This is a genomic window from Lysinibacillus sp. FSL P2-0066 (assembly GCF_037969495.1).
Lineage (GTDB): Bacteria > Bacillota > Bacilli > Bacillales_A > Planococcaceae > Lysinibacillus > Lysinibacillus boronitolerans.
In genome coordinates this window covers 893,927-920,162 of record NZ_CP150202.1, presented here as the reverse complement: position 1 = coordinate 920,162, position 26,236 = coordinate 893,927, and the positions used below count along the sequence as shown (strand labels likewise).

Genomic DNA, 26,236 nt, shown 5'->3' with positions numbered 1-26,236 from the left:
CACAAAGTAAATTTCTATTCTTCATTTAATGTTGCTGTTGACTTTCCCACTTCTTTTGGTGGGCAGCTAAAGCGTCAGCAGTGATTTTATCTGGATCTTTTTGCTCAGAACGATACCATCTTGTGAAGATTGTACCAATAAGTACACCAAAAATAAGTTCTTGTAGGATTTTCATTAACACGCCACCTAATTGCTGATCTGCAACGGGTTTCATGTCTGTAAATAGCTCTGGTCCAGATAAAGATAATCCTGACAATGTAGAGGCTGGTACACAAAGCTCCATTGCCTTTAACCATGCATCACCGTTTGTGTATGTCTCATACATTGCATTTGGAGCAAAGATGATTAATCCACAAGCAGGTGTAATTAAAACGGCATTGGCAATAATATACGCCAGTTTATGCAAAGGCTTCATTTGATCACTATTTGGCATATTTTGAATTAAAGGCCAGTACATAAACACTGCTGAAAGAAATAATACAAATGTATAGGTACCATGTAATGTTTCATTTAATTTAATGTAATCCAATACGGACGGTAAATGATAGATAGAAAATAGACCGATAAATACAAAGACTGCAACAACTGGTAATGTTAGCACTTTAAACAACGTTCTAACTACCGGCGCCTCAATAGCCACCTTCCAAACCCACCAAGGAATCCCTTTAATTAGGAAAATAGGAACAAGCAATAACAGAATAGCCATTTGCACCATGTGCATGGTAAACATAATATGAGCCATTAAATCGATAGGTGATCCTTTGATAATATAAATGGTAATCATAGCTAAAACAAAGTAAATAGCTTCACTTTTTTTCAAAGGTTCACTTACTTTAAAATCTTTACGCCACTTTGTTGTGACTAAAAAATAAATGATTGTTATAAAAACAAGAACCCCTATTAAATACGGGCTCCACAATGCTTGGAAACCAAATATACTAAGTGGCATATAGAACGCACTCCTTTAAACTTCAGTACTCCTATTATAAAACGCTTACAGCTATACTGCAATGAACGAAAGGTGAACAAATGTTAAGTTTAACAGCGTTTGCCTCTTTTGATACCTTAATAACTTCAAAACATAAGAAAAGCACGTTCGTACAAAATAACGAACGTGCTTTTTTGGTGATTACCACCAAATGATTGTTAAAAATGCTAAGAAGAATGTAAATGCGATTAAGATTCCCATCCACATGAAGAATCCAATAACGCCACCAAAGTGCGTTTTTTTGTCTTCTAAGTGCATGAAAGAATAAAGTTGAAGTACAACTTGAACGCCAGCCAATAATAATACGAATGGCATAATTAAGTATTTAGAAAAATCAGCTGCAACTACTGCGAATGCGATAAAAGTGAAGAAAATCATAATCGCAAAGTTGATTACTTGTTTACGCATATGAACGGCATTATGATGACGATCATACTCATACTGTGCTTGAGACTTAGCAACTATAGGTGTATCGTGTGAAGACATTATCCGATCACTCCCATCAAGTAAACTACTGTGAAGATAAATACCCAAACTACGTCGATAAAGTGCCAATATAAAGCAGCTACGAAGAATTTAGGTGCATTGTACAGGTTTAATCCACGTTTAGCATTACGGATCATTAAAGTACCAATCCATACAAGACCTAAAGTTACGTGGAAACCGTGTGTACCAACTAAAGAATAGAAAGCTGTTGCGAATGCAGATTGGTTAAATGTAAAACCAAGGTGCACATAGTGGTTGAACTCATAGATTTCAAGTGCTAAGAATCCAAGACCTAAAGCTAATGTAATCGCTAACCAAGTTTGCATACCTTTAAAGTTAAAGTTACGCATATGGTAAATTGCATAAACAGATGTTAATGATGATGTTAATAATAACATCGTCATAGCAAATGCTAATGGTAATTCAAATAAACCTTGAGTTGTGAACTCCATGCCAGCTGGCCCTTTGTTCTTAAGCGCTAAATAAGTAGCGAATAAACTTGCGAAAAGTACAACTTCACAGGCAAGGAAAATCCAGAAACCAACGACTTTATTTTTACCTTCCATCGTAGCTTGTTCAGGATGATCTGGCCAAGTATGAGGAGTAAATTTAGTATTGAAATCCATTATTTATTTCCTCCTTTGCCGTAAAGATGTTCTTCAATTTCAAGAATTTCTTCTTTGTGTAAATGGAAGCCATGATCGTCTTTAACAGAACGGGCAATCATCGCACCAAATGTAATAGCTAAACCAATGATTAATACATAGATAGACCATGGTTTATCTGCGTCTGGATTGTAAAGTGCACCAAATGCTGCAATAAACATACCTAATGAAATAACGAATGGAATCGCTGAGTTATTTGGCATATGGATATCACCTAGTGGCTCAGCAAATGTAACTTCTTTATTACCTTCTTGCTTTTCAATCCACCATGGATCTAAACCACGAACAAGTGGTGTTTGACGGAAGTTATAGAATGGAATTGGTTGTGGAATTGACCATTCTAAAGTACGTCCATCGCCCCATGGGTCGCGTCCTGCTGGTTTGCCCTTAATAGACATTAAGCAGTTGATTACCATTAAGATAACCCCTACACCCATCATTAATGCACCGATTGTAGAGATATAGTTGAATTGATCCCAACCTTGACCTTCCATGTAAGTGAATACACGACGTGGCATACCCATCAAACCTAAGAAATGTTGAAGGAAGAATGTTAAATGGAATCCGATAAAGAATACCCAGAAAGTAATCTTACCAAGCGTTTCGTTTAACATACGGTTGAAGAAAATTGGCCAGTAGAAGTGCGCTGAACCGAATAGTGCTGTAACAATACCACCAACGATTACGTAGTGGAAGTGAGCAACGATAAAGTAAGAATCGTGTAATTGATAGTCAAGAGGTGCAGATGCTTGCATTACCCCTGTAACACCACCCGCAACGAATGACGGGATGAATCCAAGTGCATAAAGCATTGGAGTTGTAACTTTAATTGACCCACCCCAAATAGTTAGGATCCAGTTGAATACTTTCATACCTGTTGGAACCGCAATTGCCATTGTTGCAACAGCGAAAATTGCGTTTGCTGTTGGCCCAAGACCAACTGTAAACATATGGTGAGCCCAAACCATGAACCCTAAGAAACCAATTAAAATTGTAGCGAATACCATTGAAGAGTATCCAAATAGACGTTTACGAGAGAACGCTGGAATGATCTCAGAGAATAAACCAAATGCTGGTAATACTAAGATATAAACCTCTGGGTGTCCGAAGATCCAGAATAAGTGTTCCCAAATTACTGTGTTACCACCCATTGTATGGTCAAAGAAGTTACCACCGAACATACGGTCAAATAACATCATTAATAAACCAATTGTTAATGGAGGGAATGCGAATAAAATTAAGGCACTTGATACAAGAGCAGTCCAAGTGAATAATGGCATACGCATAAATGTCATACCTGGAGCACGCATTGTAATAATCGTAACGATAAAGTTAAGACCTGAAATTAAAGTACCTGCCCCTGAAATTTGTAAACCAAGTACATAGAAATCAATACCATGTCCTGGAGAGTATAAAGATAATGATGCATAAGAAGTCCAGCCCGCATCAGGAGCGCCACCCATAAAGAATGACAGGTGAAGGAATACTGCACCTAGGAAGAATAACCAGAACCCTAATGAGTTAAGGAACGGGAATGCAACGTCACGCGCACCAATTTGTAATGGTACAAGCATGTTCATAAATGCGAATAGTAGTGGCGTAGCAGCTAGGAATAACATTGTTGTTCCGTGCATTGTTAATAATTCATTGAAAAAACCAGCTGATACGAAATCATTATTTGGTTTCATTAATTGAATACGCATTAATAATGCTTCAAAACCAGCGATAGCGAAGAACAATGTACCGGCTAATAAATACATCACTGCTAACTTTTTATGGTCGACAGTAGTGATGTAATCCCAGACAGCTGCTCCAAAGCCCTTTTTCTGTGTGTATGAGCTCACAACTTTTACCTCCCTCAAAATTTGTTACATAGAACGAAAATTATTTTTCTACTGATAAGCCCATGATGTAAGTTGCAAGAGCTTCAATTTCTTCATCAGATAAATTACCGTAAATAGGCGCAGTGCCATCAGAATTCATCATTAAGTTACCTGGTTTAAATTCCTCAGGGTTTTTAATCCAAGCTTTTAAGCTTTCTTCATTATGCTCTAAGAAACCAGCAACACGGTTACGGTCACCAAACGTAGTTAAGTTTGGACCTGGTGTACCGCCTGCTCCTGAACCAGAGATAGCATGACAGCCTAAGCAGCTATTAGCAAAAGTTGCTTCACCAAGATCAGTTGAAGCTTTGTCAGCAGTTTGTCCTTCAGTTGCTTTCATTGCATCAACCCATGCATCAAATGCATCTGGGCTTAATGTTTTTACTTTAAAGTCCATTAAAGCATGTGAAGGTCCACATAATTCAGCACATTTTCCATAAAATACGCCATCTTTAAGATCTTTTGATTCTTTATCGAATACTAAGTAGAATTTGTTTAAGTTTTCCACGTTTGTATCCATTTTACCGCCTACAGCAGGAATCCAGAATGAGTGCTTAACATCGGCAGCTTTTAAATTAAAGTAAACTTTTTCACCTGTTGGTACCACTAGCTCTTGAGCCGTTACGATACCTTGGTTAGGATATTCGAATTCCCACCAGTATAATTTTGCCGTTACATTGATTGTTAGGGCTGTTTTGTTCCCTTCTTCATCTACCTCATCCATTGCAGCAACATCTGCAAATTTATAAGTAGTTGTAACAACTGGTACAGCGATAATTAATAATAAAATAATCGGAATAACTGTCCAAATCACTTCTAAAGTATGACTACCCTCTACTTGCTTAGGGATAACATTTTCACCCACGCGTGCACGACGGTATTTTAGGAATGCAAGTAAATAGATAACGGATACTATTACTACTACTAGCGTCATAATTACAGTAGTTAACAGTAATAAATTCAATTGTTGTTTACCTACTTCTCCAGATGGTTTTAGTGTAGAAAGATAATCTTCACCACAACCTGAAAGGAAAACCATCATCACTGCTAGAAGTGAAAAAAGACGCCATTTTTTAAGCCCTTTCATCATAGCTTAATTAAACCCCTCTTTCTTTGTTGTATTTTCATGTGTACCTAGGACATCAGTTCTGTCTATATGAATTCTTATAAAAAGAAAGAATCCCTAACTTTAGCTAAACACCGCAAATATTATGATGGCTACAAATAGTATGGTCATATGATTCAACGAATAAATAAACATTTTATTTGCCCATTTCATATCATCTTTTGTTGTAAAGCCTTTCAGAGCTAGTATTAACCAACCCAAGTTCAATGCAGTAGCAAGAGTTAAAAAGCCAATTCCAAGCTCTGTTAAAAGGAAAGGTAACGGTAATAATAAAAGAATCCAGAATAACATTGAGTACTTTGTACGTTTAAATCCCTTTATAACAGGTAGCATTGGTATTTTAGCTGCACGATATTCCTCAGTCCGTTTCATGGCAAGCGCATAGAAATGTGGTGGTTGCCATGCAAACATAATAAGGAATAAGGCTAGTGCTCCTGGACCTAAGGCGGGCTCAATCGCTGCGAATCCAATAACAGGAGGAATAGCCCCCGAAATACTACCTACAACCGTGTTACTAACATGCTTCCTCTTTGACCACATTGAATACAGAACGACATAAGCAAATATTCCTACTAGTCCCCACATGCCGGCTGCAAACGATGCCGCAAATAACAAAATTTCACCTACAATTAAAAATGAGAGGGCAATGGTCAACACAAAGTTTGGCTTAAATCTGCCTGTCACTGTCGGTCTTGCCTTTGTTCTTTTCATGATAGGATCTATATCCTGATCTATGAAATTATTCATTGCACCTGAGCCACCAATGATTAATGCCGCACCCAGCATGGTGTAAAATATGACATCAAGCTCTTGCAAGAAATGTCTACTAGTAAACTGAAAAGCCAGCCACATCCCTGTAAACGTTGTGACAAGATTCGAGTTAACGATTCCAATTTTTATTAGTGCTAAGAAATCTTTTACAACAGATGTTGTTTCTGGACCAGGATTTCTAGTAGCCGCCAGTGTACGACCGTTTGACATAATACCTCTCCTTTCATTTTTGTAAGCATATTCCGCTAACAATAACTATAGCGAAATTTGCGATTGATTTCTAGACATTAAGTGAAATTTAGATGAAGTTGTAAAAATTAGCTTTGTCTAGAAATATAATTAAAAACAACATATCTATAGTAAAACATTTTCTAAAATGAATTGTGAAGGTTAAAGCACGAAATTATGAACAATTTGTGAAATGGAATCGACATCTAGTAGTCCCTTCTCTTTACAAGTTGTTTTTTATACGTATTTTCGATATTATCTAGTAGCAGAAACATTACGTTCTTGTAATGTTGATAGATAAAGTAGGTGACTCATTTTATGCAACACAACAGGTATTTGAAGTGGTTTGCTGTTGCCGCTACAGTAGGGATGCTCCTTATATTACTAGGTGGGGCTCTCGTTACCAAAACAGATAGTGGCCTAGGCTGTGGTCGAAACTGGCCTGATTGCAATGGATCTCTTATTCCAAAGGAGATTACACCAGAAGTCCTTATTGAATTCTCACATCGTCTCGTAACAGGAGTTGTATCTATTTCAATTCTTGTGTTAACCGTTTGGACATGGCGTAAGCTCGGACATATTCGTGAAGTAAAGCTATTAGGTTTCTTAGCAATGTTTTTCTTAATCGCGCAAGCTCTTATTGGAGCAGCTCAAGTATTATGGGGGCAAGGTGATTTCATCTTAGCACTACATTTTGGGATATCTCTTATTTCCTTTGCCGCGGTTCTTCTTCTCTCTATGATTGTATTTGAAGTCGATCGGAAATTTGATGCTGATAACGTATTTATCGGTAAAAAGTTACGTTGGCATACAATTGCTGTCACAATTTATTCTTATTTAGTCGTTTATACTGGGGCGCTAGTTCGTCATACAGATTCGAGCTTAATTTGTCCTGATTGGCCATTTTGCTATAATGAAACACCTTTCGCACCGCCGAATAATATGTATGAATGGGTGCAAATGGGACATCGATTAGCAGTTCTTATTATTTTCATTTGGATTGCATACATAACTTGGCATGCTGTAAAGGAATATAAACATCAACGTGTTATATACTATGGATGGATAATTGCCTTTACAATAGTAGTTTTACAAGTTATTGCAGGTATGTTAGTAGTCCTTACTAAACTGAATTTAACGGTAGCTTTACTGCATTCATTATTTATTTCCCTTTTATTCGGTTTATTATGCTATATGATCATGCTAGTCGCTCGAAGTAATTATAATGAGAAAAAGAAATAGCCCATTAAAAAAGATTCGCCACCAACGATGTGTCGAATCTTTTTTCTATGACTATTTTTGTTTCTTCATAGCCTCAGTCCCTATAACTCCAACAATTAAAATAATCATGGATACAAAAGCATAATCTTTAAAAAATGTTGTAAAAGGAATGTCGAAATATCGACAAATTAGCGTTACGAGACGGCCTCCTAATAAAATTAAACCTATGACTAACATCCAGTTAAATAGTGCTTTAAGCATTTTTTGGCCCCTCTACTTTCATTGCTGTCCATATAATATTTGTTACCTCGAGACTGTAATCCTCTGCCGCAATAGCAAGCGGTCCCCCTATAAGCATGTATTCACCAATCGCTCCTTGAATTACTTTTGCCATTACATCGACAGAGCGAACACTAAATGTCCCCTGTTTTTTTCCATCTTCTAAAATATTACATAATGCCTTCAATAGTGGATCTTCCTCTTCATCTGGCAGTTTATAGTAAGGGATGTCTTGTTCAGTTCGAGCGTTGAAGACAATTTCTAATAATGCTGCATTTTCTTTTGGGTGTGTCGCTTGATAAGCAATGCTTGCCTCTATGAAGTTTGCTAATTGTGTGACAGGGTCACTGGCAGTATATGTTTTTGTCAAAATAAAAGTTGTGGATTGCTCAATTAGTGCTAGCAGACTTTGGTTGATTAAATCTTGTCGATCTACAAAATGATAAGAAATTAATGCTGTGCTAATAGAAGCACGTTTAGCAATTTGTGCTAGACTCGCCTTTACATAGCCAATATCATCAAGTGTCGTTATCGTAGCTTCAATAATTTGCTGCTTTCTTGCTTCCTGAATAAAGGTATTTTTACTGCTATCCATAGACCCCTCCTGATTGGTCGAACATTTTTTTGATTAAGTAATCAAATTTTATATGATTTATCGCTTAAACGCAATAAAAAAGGTTATGTAGATATTAAAATGTACCCTTTGTAAAGGACATTTTGAAAAAGGTTAGGCAACTTCTTGAAGCTGCTGTCTGTATTTTGCAGGCGGCAGCTTTTTTAAATTCCATTGCCCTCGATAATGATTGTAGTAAATCATATAACTCTTAATTTCTTTCTTTACTTCTTCTAACGTTTCACATGCTCTAATAGTTGTTTCATCTTTAAAATGCCCAAAGAACGATTCTTGTGGCGCATTATCCCAACAGTTTCCTCGACGTGACATGGACTGTCCTAAGCCAATTTTCTTCACTAAGGCTCGGAATTTTGGATTCGTATAGTGGAAACCTTGATCCGAATGGATAAAGGCATCCTCCCTTAAATGCCGATGTTTCTTTAATTTATGTAACGTATTGAGCGCAATTTCTATACCCAATGTAGAGGATACTTCATACGCTAAAATTTCATTTGTTTCGGCGTCTTTTATCGTTGATAAATAAGCACGTTTACCGCCTCCATATGTTAAATATGTGATGTCGGTTAGTAATACTTTTCCTGCCACACCTTGCTTGAAGTTGCGCTGTAAATTGTTAGGGCATATACGGTGTTCCTTCGTTGCTTTTGCCATACGACGCGCTGGATTGGCTTTTCGAATGGGACAGATAATATTAAACTTTTTCATAATGCGACGGATACGCTTAAGGTTGTACGTAATTTCATATTGGTTTTCTAGTGTCATTTTTATTTGACGTGCGCCTTTCTTTCGTCCTCGGAAATGAAAGGCCTTTAAAATGACTTCTTTCACCACTTCATCTTCTTCATTCTGTTTTTGACGAGTTAAGACAGCTTCTTCTCTAAAATAGCGATAGTAGCCTGAGCGTGAAACCTTTGCCATTTCACAAAGATATCGTACCATCCGTTTTAATTGATATTTTTCAATAATTTGATGGATTAACTCAAATTTTTGTGTAGTACTTATTTTGATTGCTTCCTTATCAGCTGCCTTTCGAGTTGATCTAGCTTTTTTAAAAATTCGTTTTCTGCTTCTAACAATTTCATCTTCGCCTCTAAGCGGGCGTATTTTTCTTCTATACTTAATTCGCGTTCTAAAGGGCGACCTGAAGCATGTTTTCTGGCATCTTCTAAGCCTGTAAGCCCATGCTCTTTATAAGCTGTACGCCAACGATTCGAAGCTCTCCGAATACGAGCTGGACCAAGGGCTTCAATGTCAAAACCCGCCTCAAAAAAGATTTCACTTGGATATTTTCCTTTATCGTATTCATCAATAAAAAATTCTTTAAATTCATCTGTATAAGTAATGGCTTTCGCGCTTACTGTTTTGACGTATGGATTTAATTTTAATTGTGCCTGTTGTTGTTCCGAAAAAAATTTTTTAGTCATACAATCTACCACCGCTCGTTTTTTCTTCATTATAAATAAAAATACCCTATAAGATGACCTTTTTGAAAGTGTCTATCTTATAGGGTACATTTTATACTAATAAAAGTATCTAATAACCTTTTTTTACGACTATCTATTCAATTTCAATTAATAGATCCCCTGTTGAAATGGCATCTCCTGCACTTGCATATACCTCTTTTACAATGCCGTCTTTAGGTGCTTGGACAGTTGTTTCCATTTTCATCGCTTCTGTAATTAACAGGTGATCCCCACGTTTAACAGGACTACCTTTAGAAACAACAACTTTCAACACAGTACCTGGCATTGTAGCACCGATTTGGTTTGGATTGCTTGGATCGGCTTTTAATGCTAAATTGCCATCAACCTCAACAGTCATATCTTGAATCACCAATTCACGCGATTGTCCATTGAGCTCAAAGTAAAGGACACGTGTTCCATTGTGTTGCGGTTCCCCGATTGAAACGAGTTTAATAATCAATGTTTTCCCTTTTTCTATTTCGACTTCAATAATTTCCCCAAGCTTTAAGCCATATAAGAATGTTGGTGTGTCAAGAACTGAAATATTACCGAAGGATTCTGCTGTTTTCGCATACTCCTCAAAGACTTTTGGATAAAGAGCATAAGCCAGAACATCCTTTTTCGTAACAGGACGATTTAACTTTTCCTCTAGCACAGCCTCTAATTGATCAAACTGAATAGGCTCTAATAATTCTCCTGGACGAACTGTAATTGCTTCGCGATCTTTTAACACTACTTGTTGTAATGCCTCTGGGAACCCGCCATGTGGCTGTCCAAGATACCCTTGGAAGAATTCAATTACAGAATCTGGGAAGTCAATTGTTTTCCCTCTTGTTAAGACCGTATTTTCGTCTAAGTCATTTTGCACCATAAATAAAGCCATATCTCCTACCACCTTGGAGGATGGTGTCACTTTGACAATATCACCAAACAGTAGATTTACACGGGAATACATGCGTTTTACTTCTTCCCAACGATCACCAAGCCCTACCGCTTTTGCTTGCTGCTGTAAGTTACTATATTGGCCACCAGGCATCTCATGCACGTAAATCTCAGAATGTGGGCTAATCATGCCACTTTCGAAATCTTTATAGTATTTACGAACATCTTCCCAGTAGTACGATAATTTTTCCAAAGAATCAATATCCGCACGTACTTCTCGTTTACTCCCCTTCATCGCATAGTACAAGGAATTTGCACTTGGCTGAGATGTTAAGCCCGCCATAGATCCAAGCGCTGTATCGATAATATCTACACCTGCTTCAATGGCTTTAGCATATAAGTAAATCCCATTGCCGCTTGTATCATGCGTATGCAAATGGATTGGCAGACTTGTCGTCTCTTTTAACTCGGAAATTAAACGATAGGCCGCTTCTGGCTTCAGTAAACCAGCCATATCTTTAATCGCTAAAATATGTGCACCAGCTAGCTCTAGCTCCTTCGCCATATCCTTATAATATTGCACCGAATATTTCGCTCGACTATCATCCAAAATGTCACCTGTATAACAGATGGCCGCTTCAGCAATTTTTCCAGATTGACGCACTGCATCAATCGCCACTTCCATACCTTTAATCCAGTTTAAACTATCGAAAATACGGAATACATCAATTCCTGATGAAGCCGATTCAGCGATAAATTCTCGGATTAGATTATCAGGGTAATTCGTGTAACCAACGGCATTAGCTCCACGCAGTAACATTTGGAACAAGACATTTGGTACTTGCTCGCGCAGTTTTTCTAGGCGCTCCCATGGGTCCTCTTTTAAGAAACGATAGGCTACGTCAAATGTTGCACCGCCCCACATTTCCAGCGAGAATAACTGATGCATCATGCGAGCTGTTGCATCTGCAATCTGATACATATCCTGTGAACGAACACGTGTTGCAAGGAGAGATTGGTGGGCATCGCGGAATGTAGTATCTGTTAGTAGTACGTCTTCCTGTGCTAAAATCCACTGCACTAAGCCATCTGCTCCCTGTGTATCTAAAATCTGCTTCGTACCTGCTGGTGGTACAATTAAAGGATCAATTTTAGGTTGGTTCGGCTGAGCAAAGATAGGTTTTGACTTCTTCTCTACACCTGGGAAGCCATTTAAGGTCACATTCCCTATATAGCTTAACAGCTTTGTTCCACGGTCTTTACGCACAGGGAACTCGAAAAGCTCTGGCGTTGTATCAATAAAGCTAGTATCAAAGGCACCTGATAAAAATTTCTCATGTGTAACAACATTGTTTAAAAAAGGGATATTCGTTTTAACGCCACGAATACGGAATTCTTTCAAATTACGATCCATTTTCGCTGCAGCTTCTTTAAAGTTCATGCCCGATGTTGAAATCTTTACTAACAAAGAGTCATAGTATGGTGTTACAACAGCGCCTTGGAATCCATTTCCAGCATCTAACCGCACGCCAAAACCACCACTTGAACGGTAAACCATTAACTTTCCAGTATCTGGCATAAAATCATTTGCAGGGTCTTCTGTTGTCACACGGGCCTGAATGGCATAGCCAATCATTGGCATATCGTCTTGCTTTGGCATATGAATTTCTTCACTGTGTAGCCCATAGCCTGCCGCTACCTTAATTTGGGCATGGACGATATCGACACCTGTAATCATTTCTGTAATTGTATGTTCTACTTGGATGCGAGGGTTTACCTCGATGAAATAAAAATCGTCTCCTGCGACTAAAAATTCCACTGTCCCTGCATTTATGTACGAGACATTCTTCATTAATTTCACAGCAGCATCGCAAATACGATTTCTTAACTCTTGTGAAATCGAATGAGATGGCGCAATCTCCACCACTTTTTGATGACGACGCTGAATTGAGCAATCACGCTCATATAAATGCACAATATTGCCATGTTTATCGCCAATAATTTGTACTTCAATGTGTTTTGGCTTTATGATTGCTTTTTCTACATACACTTCATCGGAACCAAAAGCAGCCTTTGCCTCTGATTTTGCTCTTTCATAGGAAGAAGCAAGATCCTCTGGCGCATGGACTAGACGCATCCCTCGACCACCACCGCCAAGTGCTGCCTTAATCATAACTGGATAGCCATAATTGCTAGCAAATGTCTCTACCTCTGCTAGATCGGCTACTGGGCCATCTGTACCAGGAATAACCGGAATCTCAGCCGCAATGGCTTGAGAGCGTGCTTTGACCTTATCTCCAAACATATCTAAATGCTGAGAAGTTGGTCCGATAAAGACAATGCCCTCTTCCTCACAGCGACGTGCAAATTCCACGTTTTCTGATAAAAAACCATACCCTGGATGAATCGCATCAACATCTGCATCTTTTGCGATGGCAATAATACCTTCAATATCTAAATAAGCATCGATTGGTTTCTTGCCAGCTCCCACTAAATAAGCTTCATCTGCTTTAAAGCGATGAAAAGCACCACTATCTTCTCTTGAATAGATGGCAACAGTCTGGATATTCAGCTCCGTACAGGCACGGAAAATACGAATTGCAATTTCTCCTCGATTGGCTACGAGAATTTTGTTGATTGATTCCATAGGTATCCCCCTTTATGATTGTGTTTTTTTCCTCTCTACCTTTTCAAACATAGAAACATTGATCAATATTCCCATCGCTAAAGATAGAATGATTATAGATGTACCGCCATAGCTTATAAAAGGTAACGTTACACCGGTTAACGGGATTAACCCGGTTACACCCCCAAGATTAATAAACGATTGCCAGCCTATCCAGCTCGCAATGCCAGCCGCAATCATGCGTGCCAATGGATCTTTTGTTCGCAATGCAATAGAAAAACCTTTATATACAATAAATCCTAAACCACATAGGACAATTAAAACACCCCAAATCCCTAGCTCTTCCATTATGATTGCCATAATAAAATCTGTTTGTGGTTCAGGCAAGTATCCTAATTTTTGAATGGATTGACCAAGGCCACGCCCTTCTAAGCCGCCTCCGCCAATGGCATAATAACTATTCACCACTTGGTGACCACTACCATCCTCATACTCAAACGGATTTAAGTAAGACAATATCCGTCCTTTTCGATTTCCTGTTAGTAGCTCTCCCTTAAATATCCATAGAATACCAAGAATGGCTGTACCAAATGCACCCAATACACCAAAAAACTTCCAAAATGTTTTAAATGGAATACCACTTGAAGCAACAACTGAAACAGCAATACCACATAGAATAATCACTGCTCCTAAGTCTGTTTCAAAGGCTACCCCAGCAACCACTAAAATCCATAGAAAAATTGGGTAAAAAATTTCAGTAGGTTGTAGCTTTTCAAACGTATATTTTTGCGCTTTTCGATAAAAAGCAGCTGCAAAATATAAAATTATAAATAGTTTCGCATACTCTGAAGGTTGAAAATTCCCTAAACCTGGAATAGCAATCCAACTTTGAGAACCTACTTCCTCTGCCCCATTACCTGCTACTTTTACCCATGTAAATAACACAACTAACACAACAGTTAGCAATAACATAATATTCTTATTCGCATAATGCTTATATGGGAAAAATGCTGTAAGGATAAAGCCAAGAAATGCCACCATTAAATTGGTCACTTGCTTTTGATAAAAATAATCAGGTGCTTGACCTTTTTGAACAATAGCAACCATCATACTTGAACTGTAAATCATAATTAATCCAAATAAACTTAATAATAGGACCGTAAAAAATAAGGGGTAATCAAAATTTTGTGCATAACGTTTTAAGTATTGTCTCATTGGAAAACCTCGTTCTAGTAAAAAAACTCAAAGCGCAAAAAAGCGTTTGAGTTTTTCTTTTTATTTGTCTGTATACGCGTCGTGTAGTACAGAAAGTTCCTTCTCGAGTGAATCGAGAATTTCTTTGCCTTTTTCACGTTCAATTAATCCAAGCTTCACAGCAAAGTCAATTTCACGTGACAGGCCGAACATTTGTGTATCTAATACTTCCTCATATAAAGGGCATTGTGGCATTGTTAAATGATCCATTTGTACTCGAATAAGGCGAGCAATCTTATCTGCATCAGCAACTAATAGCTCCAAAGCCTTCTCTTGAAAAGAAGTTTGTGATTTCGTATCCATGAGGACGCCCCCATTATCTGATATTTCTTCGATTCTATCTTAATAAAGTTTATCTTTTAGTCGATAAAAATGCAAGTGTCTTCATTGGAAAATAGAGAATTCGAATTATATTTCTTTATTATCTCTAGGCATTAGCGTTATACTATGTCATGGATATACAAGATTTGAGGAGGATTTCTATTATGGAAACAATAATTCCTATCACAGGTGCAGTCACATACCAACTAACATTAGATCCTACTGTGTGGATTTTTGATGATCGTAAATTAGATTTAAACACTTACTTCACTACTCAAAATGTTGAGGAAGATGCTGACGTCAAATATATGCGTGAAGTAGGGGCACACTGGTCACGTGAAATTATGGAAGGAGCAACATTCCCACCTACATTAAAATCAGAGAGGAAATTTGACCGTAAAGGCATGGAGACAGGTACATTTGGTATCGAATTAAGTCATTTCTTGAAGAATGCTGAAATTAAACCTGAAGCGACAAAAATCGTCTTAACTTGCAAAGATGGTCAAGAATATCCTTTCACAATTGAAGAAGCTTTTACACTTATTTTAAAATATAGCCAAGACGGGAAGCCTCTTTTAGAAGACGGTCCAATCCATGTATTACTAAGAGACGGTTCAAATATTGACAATCCTATTAAAAACGTATCAGCCATCCGCGCTGAATAGGAGGGAATGCAATGCGCGTTAAATGCGTTATTTGCGATACGATTCATAATTTAGATGATAATTTACCTTTAGCAAAAAAATTGCGTAATCGACCAATTCATACTTATATGTGCGATATTTGTCATGATCGCATTTCGGAAAATACTGTCGCACGAATGGAAACAGGCAATTTCCGTTTTTATCGTACGTCACCACAGATGGATAAAGAATTTTAACTAAAGAACAGCTTTAAAAGAGGTGCCTCTATTTTGAGACACCTCTTTTTTTCTACTATCCATTATTTTTAATAATCGTTTTTTCAACTAATTCTACAACTTGATACATAATAGTAGCAAAAAAGGCAATGATCAGAAGTGACATAAGGACAAGGTTAAAATTAAATACTTGGAAGCCATAGATAATTAAATAGCCAAGTCCTTTTGAAGCTACTAAAAATTCCCCTACAATAACCCCTACCCATGATAAGCCAACATTCACTTTCAGGGTTGAAATGATCGTAGGAAATGATGCTGGCAAAATGACCTCACGAAAGATTTGCCATCTGGTCGCTCCAAATGTTTGTAAAACCTTACTATAATTTGGATCGACTCCTTTAAATGCCGTATATACTACAATTGTTGTAATGATGATGGATATTAATGCACCCATCGCTATGATGGAAAAGTAGCCTGGGCCAAGTGCAACAATCAAAATCGGACCTAGTGCAACTTTTGGCATCGCGTTTAAAATTACTAAATATGGATCAAGTACTTTTGATAGTAACGGGGACCACCACAAGACAATAGCTATCAATGTTCCTAATAAGGTCCCCGCTAAAAAGCCAATTACGGTCTCCATTAATGTAACACTTACATGCAATGTTAAAGAACCATCACTTACTTTTTCAATAAATGTATGCCATACATGCGTTGGCGAGCTAAAAATTAAACGATCAATCCATTCTAATCGTGAAAGCAGCTCCCATCCTCCAAAGAATAGTAGTAAAATAATAAGCTGATATACTCGAACATAGCGTTTTTCTCTTTTTAACAATTGCTGATATTGCTTAAATAATGTATTATCCAAGGCTCTCCAGCTCCTTCCAAATCGTTTGGAAAATATCTGCATAGGCTGGATGCTGTCTTACATCAAAAGGTGATAGCTCACTAAGAGCTTTAGGTATTTCAAACACCTTGTGAACTGTCCCTGGGTTTGCAGAAAATAGAACTACACGCTCACTCATCGCGATTGCCTCGCCAATATCATGTGTCACAAGAATAGCAGTCTTTTTATAAGTTTTTAATGTTTCCACCACTAAATCCTCAAGCTTTAATTTCGACTGATAATCTAATGCAGAAAATGGTTCATCTAATAATAAAATTTTAGGATTTACAGCTAAGGTACGAGCAAGGGCGACACGTTGCCGCATACCTCCTGATAATTCTCGAGGATAATTTTTCCCCACATGCGGTAATCCTACTTCCTGTAATAATGCGTTGGCCGTTACTTTATGTGTTTTATGACTTTTCTCCATTATCTTCAAGCCAATTGTGACATTTTCCTCAATGGTCTTCCAAGGAAATAAATAGTCCTGCTGAAGCATATAGCCAATGCTAGATTGATTATTTGCTGATAGCTTTTCACCATCTATATAAACATTGCCTTCAGTGGCAGGGAATAATCCTGCAATAATTGATAATAATGTGGTTTTTCCGCAGCCACTCGGACCAATAAACGAAACAAACTCTCCTTCATGAATGGCTAAACTGATATCACGTAATACTTCCTTTGCCTGTGTACTTGAAAAATAACTATGGTGAATATTCTCTAGCTGTAAAAATTCCATATTACTCAGCAGCCTTTTTAGCAAAGGTAGTATTCACAAGTTTTTCATACTCCACTCGTTGAGGAAGTTCACCTGCTTCCTCCATAATTGTTTGCAAGTTATCCCACTCTCCTTCATCAAGGATTGGGTCAGTAGCATAAGAGCCTTGTGCTTTATATCGCTCAATTACAGTTTCAATTATCTCTATATCTACATTTTCAAAATATGGTTGAATAATTTTTGCTACTTCAGCAGCACTCTCATTTTGCACATAATCCTGTGCTCGTTGTAATGCATTTGTAAAAGCTTGAACAGTTGAAGCTTCATCCTTTAAATAACTACTTTTTGCCATAAAGGACGTGTAAGGAAGATTACCAGACTCCGTTCCAAATGAAGCTACAATATAACCTTTCCCTTCTTTCTCGAAGACACTCGCAGTAGGTTCAAATAATTGTACATAGTCACCAGTGCCTGATGCAAAAGCAGTTGCAATGTTGGCAAAATCAATATTTTGAATGAGCGTTAAATCATTTACAGGGTCGATGCCATGTTTTTTCAGCACGAATTCACCTGCCATTTGTGGCATACCACCTTTACGTTGCCCCAAAAACGTTGAGCCCTTCAATTGATCCCACGAAAAATTATCCATCTTATCTCTTGCCACTAAAAAGGTTCCATCCGTTTGGGTTAACTGTGCAAAATTTTGAATAGGATCATTTGCACCTTGTAAAGTGACATAAATAGACGTCTCCGATCCAACTAAAGCTATATCAATTCCATCTGACAGTAACGCCGTCATCGTTTTATCGCCACCTGCAATCGTTTGTAGCTCCACAGAAAGACCCTCCTCCTCGAAGAATCCTTTCTCAAGTGCTACATATTGAGGCGCATAGAATATTGAACGAGTTACTTCTCCTACTTTGACTTTTTCTAGCTCTGCTTTATTACATGCCGTCAAAGAAAGGAGTAACAAAGCAATGACACCTAACAATAAACCTTTTGTAAGCCAACGCATTCCCTTTCCTCCTTGATGTGTTGAAAATAAGCCTATCGACATTAACTTATTCACATAAGAAGATTTCGGTGCCTATCATTTTTTAATTTGTGTAGAGTGCGGGTGTTTTCCTCAGCTTGACTACAGGGGGAAACATACAAAAAAACAGCCTTAGCATTAAAACCGCTAAGACTGTTTATAACAGATAAAAAGTTCTTATTATAAAGTTCGTAATTGTTACTGATTGGTAGCTTGTTGCTCTTCTCTTTTTTCACGCCATAATCTTGTTTTATAGACAATTAGAATTAAGGCCGCTACAATCAGACCTTCAATCATTGGTAAGAATAGGGCAAAGAACGTAAGCATAATACACCCTAAAAATAGGAACGCATAAATAATAATATTTTGAGATAACTTTAATTTCTTGGCAAAGCCTAGCTTATAGACAATGGCAGAAAGTGCAAATACAAGAAGAAATACAACATAACCTGCTATTTCATAGCTTGGTAAATTTTCATATAAAAATCTAGTTATACCAGCCATTCTTCCATAAACTCGTGTTGTTTCATCTGTACCTGTCTGTGCAGCAACTTGAATAACATTTAGTTCACCCAATAAAGCGGACTTCAGATCCAAGACTCCTCTTCCTTTCGTGGAAGCAAAAAATTATTGTTCAGCGTTTTTTAATTTTTTCGCTATTCTTTCACGTTCATTTTTATCTAGAATTTGTTTACGAAGGCGAATAGATTCTGGTGTGATTTCTAAATACTCATCATCATTTAAGAATTCTAACGCTTCTTCTAGTGTTAATAAACGTGGCTTTTTAATAACGTTTGTTGCATCTTTTGTCGCAGAACGAACATTCGTTTTTTGCTTCATTTTTGTTATGTTTACAGTGATATCATTATCACGTGTATTTTCACCAACGATCATACCTTCATAAATTTCAGTACCTGGTTCTACAAAGAGTGTACCACGGTCCTCTACTTGCATCATACCATAAGTTGTGGATTTACCAGTTTCCATTGATACAAGAACACCTTGATGACGTCCACCAATACGTCCTGGAATATATGGTTGGTAGCAATCGAATGTATGGTTAATGATACCAAAACCTTTAGTCATAGACATGAATTCTGTTGTATATCCAATTAAACCACGAGCTGGAACAAGGAAAGTTAAACGAACTTGGCCATTGCCATTGTTCACCATATCTAACATTTCACCTTTACGCGTACCAATCGATTCAATAACCGAACCTACATTTTCTTCTGGCACATCAATTTGTACACGTTCAAACGGTTCACATTTTACACCATCAATTTCACGAATGATAACTTGAGGTTTTGATACTTGTAGCTCAAAGCCTTCACGGCGCATATTTTCAATAAGAATTGATAAATGTAGCTCACCACGTCCAGAAACCGTCCATGCATCTGGTGAATCTGTATCTTCTACACGTAGAGATACGTCCGTTTGAAGTTGTGAACGTAAACGCTCTTCTACTTTACGAGCAGTTACCCATTTCCCTTCACGACCTGCAAACGGTGAATTATTCACTAAGAAAGTCATTTGTAATGTTGGCTCGTCTATACGTAATGGTGTTAAAGCTTCTTGATGTTCAACTGGACAAACTGTTTCTCCAACGTTGATGTCTTCCATACCTGAAACAGCAATTAAGTCACCAGCTTTTGCTGATTGGATTTCTTCACGTTTTAAACCAAAGAAACCAAATAGTTTCGTTACACGGAATTGTTTCACAGTCCCATCTAACTTCATTAAAGCAACTTGTTGTCCTACTTCAATTGTTCCGCGGAATACGCGTCCAATCCCAATACGACCAACATAATCATTGTAGTCAAGTAATGCCACTTGGAATTGTAATGGATCTGCTGAGTTGTCTACTGGTGCAGGAATTGCTTCAATTACCTTTTCAAATAGACATTGCATATTTTCTTCTTGTTTTGTTGGATCAGCATCAAGAGAAGCTGTACCGTTTACACCTGATGCATACACAACAGGGAAATCTAATTGATCATCATCAGCACCTAGCTCGATGAATAATTCTAATACTTCATCAACCACTTCTAATGGACGAGCTGAGTCTTTATCAACTTTGTTTACAACTACAATCGGTGTTAACTTTTGTTCTAACGCTTTTTTCAGTACAAAGCGTGTTTGCGGCATACAACCCTCATACGCATCGACAACTAGTAAAACGCCATCTACCATTTTTAAAATACGTTCTACCTCACCACCGAAGTCGGCGTGTCCAGGCGTATCAAGGATGTTAATACGAGTTCCGTTATAGTTTACTGCAGTATTTTTTGCTAAAATTGTAATACCACGTTCGCGTTCAATATCATTAGAGTCCATTGCACGTTCTTCAACATGTTCGTTTGAACGGAATGTACCTGATTGTTTTAATAGTTGGTCGACTAAAGTAGTTTTACCATGGTCAACGTGGGCGATAATTGCGATATTGCGAAGATCTTGACGTAAGTTTGTCATTATTCCACTCCATATTCTTTTTTCGAATGTTTAACTGTGATATTATAGCACAAGAAGGATAGAAATGTCCTTATTAGAATTTCCATCATTCTAAAAAATATATTTGATCGACAAATTTTTTATATAGGAGGCTAGGCTAGGCTATGAATCGTGCAAAAATCGTAATGGCCATCTATGCATTGGCAGCTGTATTAGCAATGTGCTCTATCGGCTACTCTGTTGCAGCTAGTAGTATATTTGGTGTAATAGCTGGTATTGTGGCTACTTGTGTCATTTTCATGACAGCCTTTAAAATGAAGCGTAAACTACGTGCGCAAGGATTACTTTAAAGAACATAAAAAGGAGCTGTCTAGTAAATAGACTGCTCCTTTTTATTCATATGGCACAATATATTTTTCTAATAACTCTTTATGAATAGCGGGATTGGCAATAATAAATGTATCCTGATGAAGGAAATCAAAGCCTTCACCATGTAGATTTGTAGCAACTGCTCCAACTTCCTGAGCAATGATGGTCCCTCCTGCAATATCCCATGGTGCTAAACGCATAGAGACATAGGCATCTAATTTGCCGCTAACAACAAATGCAATTTCCATTGCCGCAGAGCCATAAGACCGTGTACCGCGAACTTTACGAACCATATCTATCACCTTTTCATGGTGAATATGTCGATTAGGTGCGACCCAATGTGCATTGATGCCAATGACAGACTCTTCCATTGTAACAGACTGTAGTTTTCGCAATGGTGAATCATTATACCATGCCCCTTGACCCTCAATGGCACTAAATAAATCCTCTCGCATGACATCAAATATGTAACCTAATTTTCCTACGCCATTGACAAAAATACCTATAGAAATCATAAAATGACGATGCTGTTTGACAAAATTCATCGTGCCATCAATTGGATCAATAATCCAAACTACACCATCTAGCGATTTAACCTGTTCGCCCATTCCTTCTTCCCCTAGGATTTTGTGGGTTGGATCAAAAGCTTTAATTTGCTCAATAAAGAATAACTCAGTCTCTCGATCAATATTGGTAACGAGGTCATTTGCACCTGATTTTGTCTCTATTACTAGATTATACGAAAAAGCCTCCCGAATACGTCGCCCAGCTTCAAAAATAATATCTTTTGCAAATTTATCAATTTGTTGTAAATCCACTCATAACCCACCCTTCGAATATAAGAAAAGGCCATCTATGTTGGTCGCTCTCGTATGTTTATGATACCTTTTCCCACTACTTCATAACTTTTGCTATATAAAAGCTAATATTACCTTATGATATAATTTCTATTTTACCCTTTGTCACAATAAAAATCACCTGCTGTCGGAATATTCAGCAAGTGATTTTTTAAATGGGTATTAGATTTTGACTACGCATAGGCGTGCAAACTTTCAAGTTCCATCTGAATTTCTGCCAGACGTTTTTTACTTTTTTCAATTTCAATGTCATTTTTTTCATTCATTGCTGCAAAAAGTGAAGCTAATTCATAATCTAATTCTAATTGTAATATGTGCTCATATTGCTTTTCAATGTCAACTTTACGTATAATTTTTACGAACGGTTTCATAAAAAACACTTCCTTTTTTTATTTTTTTTACAAAAACTTCGCTCATTTGATAAAGTTCTTGTTATAAGATTTTTTCCCAAATTCAGCGTAAAATAAACCTTATAAAACGAAAGGAGTAAAATAAAATTGCCAAAAATAAAGTGGACAAACAAAGACTTTAAGGTTTTTACAATAGACGGTTTAGAACAGAGAATGGATGCTTTAAATTTACATGTACGTCCAAAATTTAATCAGCTAGGGGAAGATTTCTCTTCATACTTCTCTAGCCAATTAGGTGAAGAATTCTTCCCTCATGTGGCTAAACATGCTCGAAGAACTGTTAACCCCCCAAAAGATAGCTGGGTTGCCTTCGCCCCTTATAAAAGAGGCTATAAATCATTGCCTCACTTTCAGATTGGTCTATGGCACACACATTTATTCATCGTCTTAGCTATTATTTATGAAGCGCCTCAAAAAAATGTTATGGCTGAGCGTTTACTAGCTCATAAATCATTAATTGAGCAGCTTCCAGATGATTTTATTGTGTCAGGAGATCATATGTCCCCTGAGGCCGTTTCTCTGGAAGTAGCAAAAGAAGACAAGCTTGAAGAACTACTTATTCGCCTACGTGATGTCAAAAAAGGTGAATTCTTAATTGGCCGTCATATTCCAAAAGAGCAAGCAACAAAGCTAACAGCAAGCGAATTACATCAATTAATAGAGGACACATTTAACAGCTTACTTCCTCTTTACAACGTTATTGTGGGAAAATAGGATTAGCTATTAAAGCTTTTTATTGATGTAGTTTATGCAAAATGTCGTTTTCTAACACAAAAAATAAAGAGTGGATGTGAGATTAACTCACATCCACTCTTTTAACGACCATTTTTAGGGGTAACTTTTATGATCATCCCATCTTCTGCTTCCTTTGTTTGTTTTACAACAGGATAGCTAATGTAGCCACTCGCCTCTTCAAATTCGCGAAAAATTGATTTTTCCTCTGCTTGGGAAGGAACAATCTCTTTAAAGCGTCGATATTTAGCTAGCATAACTTCACGCTTGATGCCCTTTTCATAAGCTTTCTCAATTCCCTCGAAGAATTGAATAACATCCACGATCTCCTCTGTGGACCAATCAGTTGAAAACGGATAAGAGTATTCCATTCGACAAAACCACCTTTACGTTATTGCCCCCATTTTAACCGTATACTTTCAGCTTCTGCAACCATTCGCTTAATAAGGTCTTCAACCGTTGGGATATCGTGAATCATTCCAGTCACTTGTCCAGCCCAGCCAAAGCCCTGATCCTTGTCACCATCGTAAATAAAACGTTTATTCACTGAGCCACTAATATATTCTTTTAATGCCTCATATGTTGGCGTTTTTTCCTCGATCTCCAAAATCTTTGCAGTAAAATCATTGCGTAAGGCACGAGCTGGTGCACCAATTGAGCGCTTAATAATGGTTGTATCTGCCTCAGTACTCGCAATTAGCGCCTCTTTGTAAGCCTCTGAAGCATCAACACACTCTTTTGTTGCTATAAAACGAGTGCCCATTTCAATGCCTTCAGCTCCCAAGGCTTGAGCAGCCATCCAGCCACGTCCATCGCCAATTCCGCCAGAAGCAATGACAGGAATACTTACGCTATCAACCACTTGTGGAACAAGAACCATTGTGCCGACATCATCACGACCAAGATGACCACCGCCCTCTTGACCCACGACCATCACAGCATCTGCTCCAAGCTGTTCAGCCTTTTGAGCTTGTCTACGAGCAGCTACAAGGACTAATTTTTTTATATCCGTGCCTGCCAGTAAATTAAATATAGGCGCTGGATTTCCCCCCGTCATTGTAACAACCGGCACTGCTTCTTCGATTGCCACACGCACCATATCCTCATAGCCTGTACCATGCATGCCAATCGCAAAATTTACGCCAAATGGTTTATTTGTTAATGTTCGGACTTTATGGATCTCTGCTCGTAACAATTCAGGATCTCGTAAACTCATAGCTGTTATTTGCCCTAAACCACCAGCATTCGACACAGCTGCAGCTAAATCAGCATATGCTAAATAGGCTAATCCCCCTTGAATAATTGGATATTTAACCTGTAATAGGTCCGTCACACGTGTATTCCAATTCATAGTACCTCCCCTTTCGTTCAATACTATTTTCTCGATATCCTGAAAAAAATCCTTTTATTTTTTAGGAAAAGCCTATTTTTTCGTGTCGTTAGGTGCTATAATTCATTTGTTTTCTTAGATATTATAAAGTGAGGTGGTACCTGCGTTGTCACAATTAGAGACTCCATTGTTCGACGTATTATTAAAACATCGGAACAGACATCCCATTCAGTTCCATATTCCAGGCCATAAGAAAGGGCAAGGGATGGATCCTGCTTTCCGAGAATTCGTCGGCGACAACGTTTTATCAATTGATTTAATTAATATTGCTCCACTAGACGATTTACATTCACCAAAGGGTGCTATAAAAGAAGCGCAAAACTTAGCAGCTGAAGCCTTTGGTGCTGATCATACATTCTTTTCCGTTCAAGGTACTAGTGGCGCCATCATGACGATGATTCTAACCGTCGTCGGTCCAGGTGATAAAATTCTAGTACCACGGAATGTCCATAAATCTATTATGTCAGCGATTGTATTCGCTGGTGCCATTCCAATTTTTATTCATCCTGAAGTCGACAGCGAATATGGGATTTCTCATGGCATATCCCCTGAAGCTGTGGAAAAAGCATTAAATGCTTATCCAGATACAAAGGCAGTACTTGTTATTAATCCAACATATTTTGGCTTTACAGCTGATTTAAAGCGCATTGTTGAGATTGCTCATGACCGTAATATTCCGGTAGTAGTAGATGAAGCGCATGGCGTACACATAAAATTCCATGATGACCTTCCATATTCAGCTATGGAAGCAGGTGCTGACATGGCAGCTACAAGCGTGCATAAGCTTGGTGGCTCCATGACACAAACGTCTATTTTAAATGTACGTGAAGGTCTTGTTTCTGCAAAACGTGTACAAGCTGTATTTTCTATGTTAACAACAACTTCGACATCCTATCCATTACTTGCTTCACTTGACACAGCGCGACGTCAGCTAGCCATTCATGGATACGATTTAATTGACGATGCATTACGTTTAGCAAAGGATGCTCGTAAACGCATTAATCAAATACCACATTTAAAGTGTGCAGGTAAGGAAAAGTTACATTCATCTGCAACTTATGATATGGACCCATTAAAACTTCTGATTAGTGTGAAAGATTTAGGTATTTCTGGTCATCGAGCTGAGGAATGGTTGAGGTATAATGCCAATATTGAAGTAGAACTGTCTGACCTTTATAATATCTTATGTTTAGTGACTTTAGGAGATACAAAAAAGGAAATTAACCTTTTAGTAAATGCCTTAACTCGTATGTCAAAAGCATTTGATTCTGAAGCAGCTATAACAGAGGCCTTGGTGAATGTGCCAGAAATTCCAGCACTTGCCATGTCCCCACGTGATGCTTTTTATGCAGATACAGAAGTCGTTCCTCTTGCCGAAGCAGATAACTGTATTTGTGCAGAGTTTATTATGGTGTATCCTCCTGGGATTCCTATTTTTATTCCCGGGGAAATAATTACACAAGAAAATATTCATTATATTCAAATGAATATTGAAGCAGGTTTACCAGTTCAAGGACCAGAAGATACAACATTAAAAACAATTCGTGTTATCAAAGAACGTAAGCCAATTTTCTAAAAAATAAAAGCTAGCTCTTCAAAAAGTGAACTGAACCCCGAATAGTAGACACTTAAAAAAAAGTGCCCTATTCGGGGTTTTTTCTATGGGAAAAGCCCGTTATACTTAACATAATTAATTTG

At 37.7% G+C, this 26,236-nt stretch carries 28 protein-coding genes; 6 read left to right on the top strand and 22 right to left on the bottom strand.

Annotated features, from left to right (window positions below):
• Positions 1 to 25: 25 nt before the first annotated feature.
• The 6 genes from ctaG to cyoE all read right to left on the bottom strand — a co-directional run bounded on the left by ctaG (position 26) and on the right by cyoE (position 6,129).
• Entirely contained in the window at positions 26 to 949 is a 924-nt protein-coding gene (gene ctaG / locus MKZ14_RS04330; protein ID WP_016992773.1) for a cytochrome c oxidase assembly factor CtaG, read from the bottom strand.
• A 180-nt stretch (positions 950 to 1,129) separates the two neighbouring features.
• Positions 1,130 to 1,474 carry a cytochrome C oxidase subunit IV family protein gene (locus tag MKZ14_RS04325; protein ID WP_004224789.1) on the bottom strand — a complete coding sequence of 115 codons (345 nt, stop codon included), beginning with the start codon at positions 1,472 to 1,474 and terminating at the stop codon, positions 1,130 to 1,132.
• The gene (locus MKZ14_RS04320) at positions 1,474 to 2,100 is read right to left on the bottom strand and encodes a cytochrome c oxidase subunit 3 (RefSeq protein ID WP_004224788.1); all 627 of its coding nucleotides are present in this window, start codon (positions 2,098 to 2,100) and stop codon (positions 1,474 to 1,476) included. The genes MKZ14_RS04325 and MKZ14_RS04320 overlap by 1 nt, the downstream gene beginning before the upstream one ends.
• Positions 2,100 to 3,983, bottom strand: a complete 1,884-nt coding sequence (ctaD, locus tag MKZ14_RS04315; RefSeq protein WP_004224787.1) for a cytochrome c oxidase subunit I — start codon at positions 3,981 to 3,983, stop codon at positions 2,100 to 2,102. The genes MKZ14_RS04320 and ctaD overlap by 1 nt, the downstream gene beginning before the upstream one ends.
• A 40-nt stretch (positions 3,984 to 4,023) precedes the next feature.
• Positions 4,024 to 5,112 (bottom strand): cytochrome c oxidase subunit II, encoded by a 1,089-nt coding sequence (gene coxB / locus MKZ14_RS04310; protein ID WP_036077087.1) that lies wholly within the window; start codon positions 5,110 to 5,112, stop codon positions 4,024 to 4,026.
• A 99-nt stretch (positions 5,113 to 5,211) separates the two neighbouring features.
• Positions 5,212 to 6,129: a heme o synthase gene (gene cyoE, locus MKZ14_RS04305; protein WP_016992771.1), complete on the bottom strand. Its 918-nt coding sequence runs from the start codon at positions 6,127 to 6,129 to the stop codon at positions 5,212 to 5,214.
• A 336-nt stretch (positions 6,130 to 6,465) separates the two neighbouring features.
• Here cyoE and MKZ14_RS04300 point away from each other — a divergent pair, with 336 nt between their 5' ends.
• The gene (locus MKZ14_RS04300) at positions 6,466 to 7,389 is read left to right on the top strand and encodes a heme A synthase (protein WP_016992770.1); all 924 of its coding nucleotides are present in this window, start codon (positions 6,466 to 6,468) and stop codon (positions 7,387 to 7,389) included.
• A 51-nt stretch (positions 7,390 to 7,440) separates the two neighbouring features.
• Here the strand turns inward: MKZ14_RS04300 and MKZ14_RS04295 are convergent, their stop codons facing one another.
• From MKZ14_RS04295 to MKZ14_RS04265, 7 genes are all read right to left on the bottom strand, one after another.
• The gene (locus tag MKZ14_RS04295) at positions 7,441 to 7,629 is read right to left on the bottom strand and encodes a hypothetical protein (protein WP_312126974.1); all 189 of its coding nucleotides are present in this window, start codon (positions 7,627 to 7,629) and stop codon (positions 7,441 to 7,443) included.
• Positions 7,622 to 8,242, bottom strand: coding sequence for a TetR/AcrR family transcriptional regulator (locus MKZ14_RS04290; protein ID WP_312126972.1), 621 nt, complete (start codon positions 8,240 to 8,242; stop codon positions 7,622 to 7,624). The genes MKZ14_RS04295 and MKZ14_RS04290 overlap by 8 nt, the downstream gene beginning before the upstream one ends.
• Before the next feature lie 132 nt (positions 8,243 to 8,374).
• A complete protein-coding gene (locus tag MKZ14_RS04285; RefSeq protein ID WP_231745103.1) occupies positions 8,375 to 9,337 on the bottom strand; it encodes an IS3 family transposase in 963 nt (320 codons plus the stop codon).
• Positions 9,280 to 9,705 (bottom strand): HTH domain-containing protein, encoded by a 426-nt coding sequence (locus MKZ14_RS04280; protein WP_058844812.1) that lies wholly within the window; start codon positions 9,703 to 9,705, stop codon positions 9,280 to 9,282. The genes MKZ14_RS04285 and MKZ14_RS04280 overlap by 58 nt, the downstream gene beginning before the upstream one ends.
• 133 nt (positions 9,706 to 9,838) lie before the next feature.
• The gene (gene pyc, locus MKZ14_RS04275) at positions 9,839 to 13,273 is read right to left on the bottom strand and encodes a pyruvate carboxylase (protein WP_333006883.1); all 3,435 of its coding nucleotides are present in this window, start codon (positions 13,271 to 13,273) and stop codon (positions 9,839 to 9,841) included.
• 12 nt (positions 13,274 to 13,285) lie between these two features.
• Positions 13,286 to 14,467 (bottom strand): FtsW/RodA/SpoVE family cell cycle protein, encoded by a 1,182-nt coding sequence (locus MKZ14_RS04270; RefSeq protein ID WP_333006882.1) that lies wholly within the window; start codon positions 14,465 to 14,467, stop codon positions 13,286 to 13,288.
• A 60-nt stretch (positions 14,468 to 14,527) separates the two neighbouring features.
• Positions 14,528 to 14,809, bottom strand: coding sequence for a YlaN family protein (locus tag MKZ14_RS04265; protein WP_004224778.1), 282 nt, complete (start codon positions 14,807 to 14,809; stop codon positions 14,528 to 14,530).
• Between the two features lie 182 nt (positions 14,810 to 14,991).
• Between MKZ14_RS04265 and MKZ14_RS04260 the strand changes: the two genes are divergently transcribed.
• Together MKZ14_RS04260 and MKZ14_RS04255 are read left to right on the top strand one after the other, a co-directional pair.
• Complete coding sequence (locus tag MKZ14_RS04260) at positions 14,992 to 15,492, top strand: peptidyl-prolyl cis-trans isomerase (RefSeq protein ID WP_333006880.1); 501 nt, start codon at positions 14,992 to 14,994, stop codon at positions 15,490 to 15,492.
• Between the two features lie 11 nt (positions 15,493 to 15,503).
• The gene (locus tag MKZ14_RS04255; protein ID WP_048394712.1) at positions 15,504 to 15,707 is read left to right on the top strand and encodes a YlaI family protein; all 204 of its coding nucleotides are present in this window, start codon (positions 15,504 to 15,506) and stop codon (positions 15,705 to 15,707) included.
• Positions 15,708 to 15,762: 55 nt separating this feature from the next.
• On the opposite strand, the gene MKZ14_RS04250 is transcribed toward MKZ14_RS04255, so the two are convergent.
• The 5 genes from MKZ14_RS04250 to typA form a co-directional block, all read right to left on the bottom strand.
• Complete coding sequence (locus MKZ14_RS04250; RefSeq protein WP_016992766.1) at positions 15,763 to 16,557, bottom strand: ABC transporter permease; 795 nt, start codon at positions 16,555 to 16,557, stop codon at positions 15,763 to 15,765.
• Positions 16,550 to 17,317, bottom strand: coding sequence for an ABC transporter ATP-binding protein (locus tag MKZ14_RS04245; protein ID WP_333006878.1), 768 nt, complete (start codon positions 17,315 to 17,317; stop codon positions 16,550 to 16,552). The genes MKZ14_RS04250 and MKZ14_RS04245 overlap by 8 nt, the downstream gene beginning before the upstream one ends.
• 1 nt (position 17,318) lies before the next feature.
• Positions 17,319 to 18,311, bottom strand: coding sequence for an ABC transporter substrate-binding protein (locus MKZ14_RS04240; protein ID WP_036077072.1), 993 nt, complete (start codon positions 18,309 to 18,311; stop codon positions 17,319 to 17,321).
• A gap of 216 nt (positions 18,312 to 18,527) precedes the next feature.
• A complete protein-coding gene (locus tag MKZ14_RS04235; RefSeq protein WP_036077070.1) occupies positions 18,528 to 18,926 on the bottom strand; it encodes a YlaH-like family protein in 399 nt (132 codons plus the stop codon).
• Positions 18,927 to 18,956: 30 nt separating this feature from the next.
• Positions 18,957 to 20,801: a translational GTPase TypA gene (typA, locus tag MKZ14_RS04230; RefSeq protein ID WP_004224771.1), complete on the bottom strand. Its 1,845-nt coding sequence runs from the start codon at positions 20,799 to 20,801 to the stop codon at positions 18,957 to 18,959.
• Between the two features lie 143 nt (positions 20,802 to 20,944).
• Between typA and MKZ14_RS04225 the strand changes: the two genes are divergently transcribed.
• Positions 20,945 to 21,130 carry a DUF5325 family protein gene (locus MKZ14_RS04225; RefSeq protein WP_016992866.1) on the top strand — a complete coding sequence of 62 codons (186 nt, stop codon included), beginning with the start codon at positions 20,945 to 20,947 and terminating at the stop codon, positions 21,128 to 21,130.
• Positions 21,131 to 21,172: 42 nt separating this feature from the next.
• Here the strand turns inward: MKZ14_RS04225 and MKZ14_RS04220 are convergent, their stop codons facing one another.
• A complete protein-coding gene (locus MKZ14_RS04220) occupies positions 21,173 to 21,967 on the bottom strand; it encodes an inositol monophosphatase family protein (RefSeq protein ID WP_004224769.1) in 795 nt (264 codons plus the stop codon).
• A 212-nt stretch (positions 21,968 to 22,179) separates the two neighbouring features.
• Positions 22,180 to 22,377 (bottom strand): hypothetical protein, encoded by a 198-nt coding sequence (locus tag MKZ14_RS04215; RefSeq protein WP_026023402.1) that lies wholly within the window; start codon positions 22,375 to 22,377, stop codon positions 22,180 to 22,182.
• 126 nt (positions 22,378 to 22,503) lie between these two features.
• Between MKZ14_RS04215 and MKZ14_RS04210 the strand changes: the two genes are divergently transcribed.
• A complete protein-coding gene (locus tag MKZ14_RS04210) occupies positions 22,504 to 23,130 on the top strand; it encodes a DUF1054 domain-containing protein (RefSeq protein WP_258859602.1) in 627 nt (208 codons plus the stop codon).
• A gap of 101 nt (positions 23,131 to 23,231) precedes the next feature.
• Here MKZ14_RS04210 and MKZ14_RS04205 read toward each other — a convergent pair whose 3' ends face one another.
• A complete protein-coding gene (locus MKZ14_RS04205) occupies positions 23,232 to 23,519 on the bottom strand; it encodes a UPF0223 family protein (protein WP_036077065.1) in 288 nt (95 codons plus the stop codon).
• A 20-nt stretch (positions 23,520 to 23,539) separates the two neighbouring features.
• Positions 23,540 to 24,499, bottom strand: a complete 960-nt coding sequence (locus tag MKZ14_RS04200; protein WP_333006873.1) for a nitronate monooxygenase family protein — start codon at positions 24,497 to 24,499, stop codon at positions 23,540 to 23,542.
• 145 nt (positions 24,500 to 24,644) lie between these two features.
• Here MKZ14_RS04200 and MKZ14_RS04195 point away from each other — a divergent pair, with 145 nt between their 5' ends.
• Positions 24,645 to 26,114: an aminotransferase class I/II-fold pyridoxal phosphate-dependent enzyme gene (locus MKZ14_RS04195; protein WP_016992872.1), complete on the top strand. Its 1,470-nt coding sequence runs from the start codon at positions 24,645 to 24,647 to the stop codon at positions 26,112 to 26,114.
• Positions 26,115 to 26,236 lie beyond the last annotated feature (122 nt).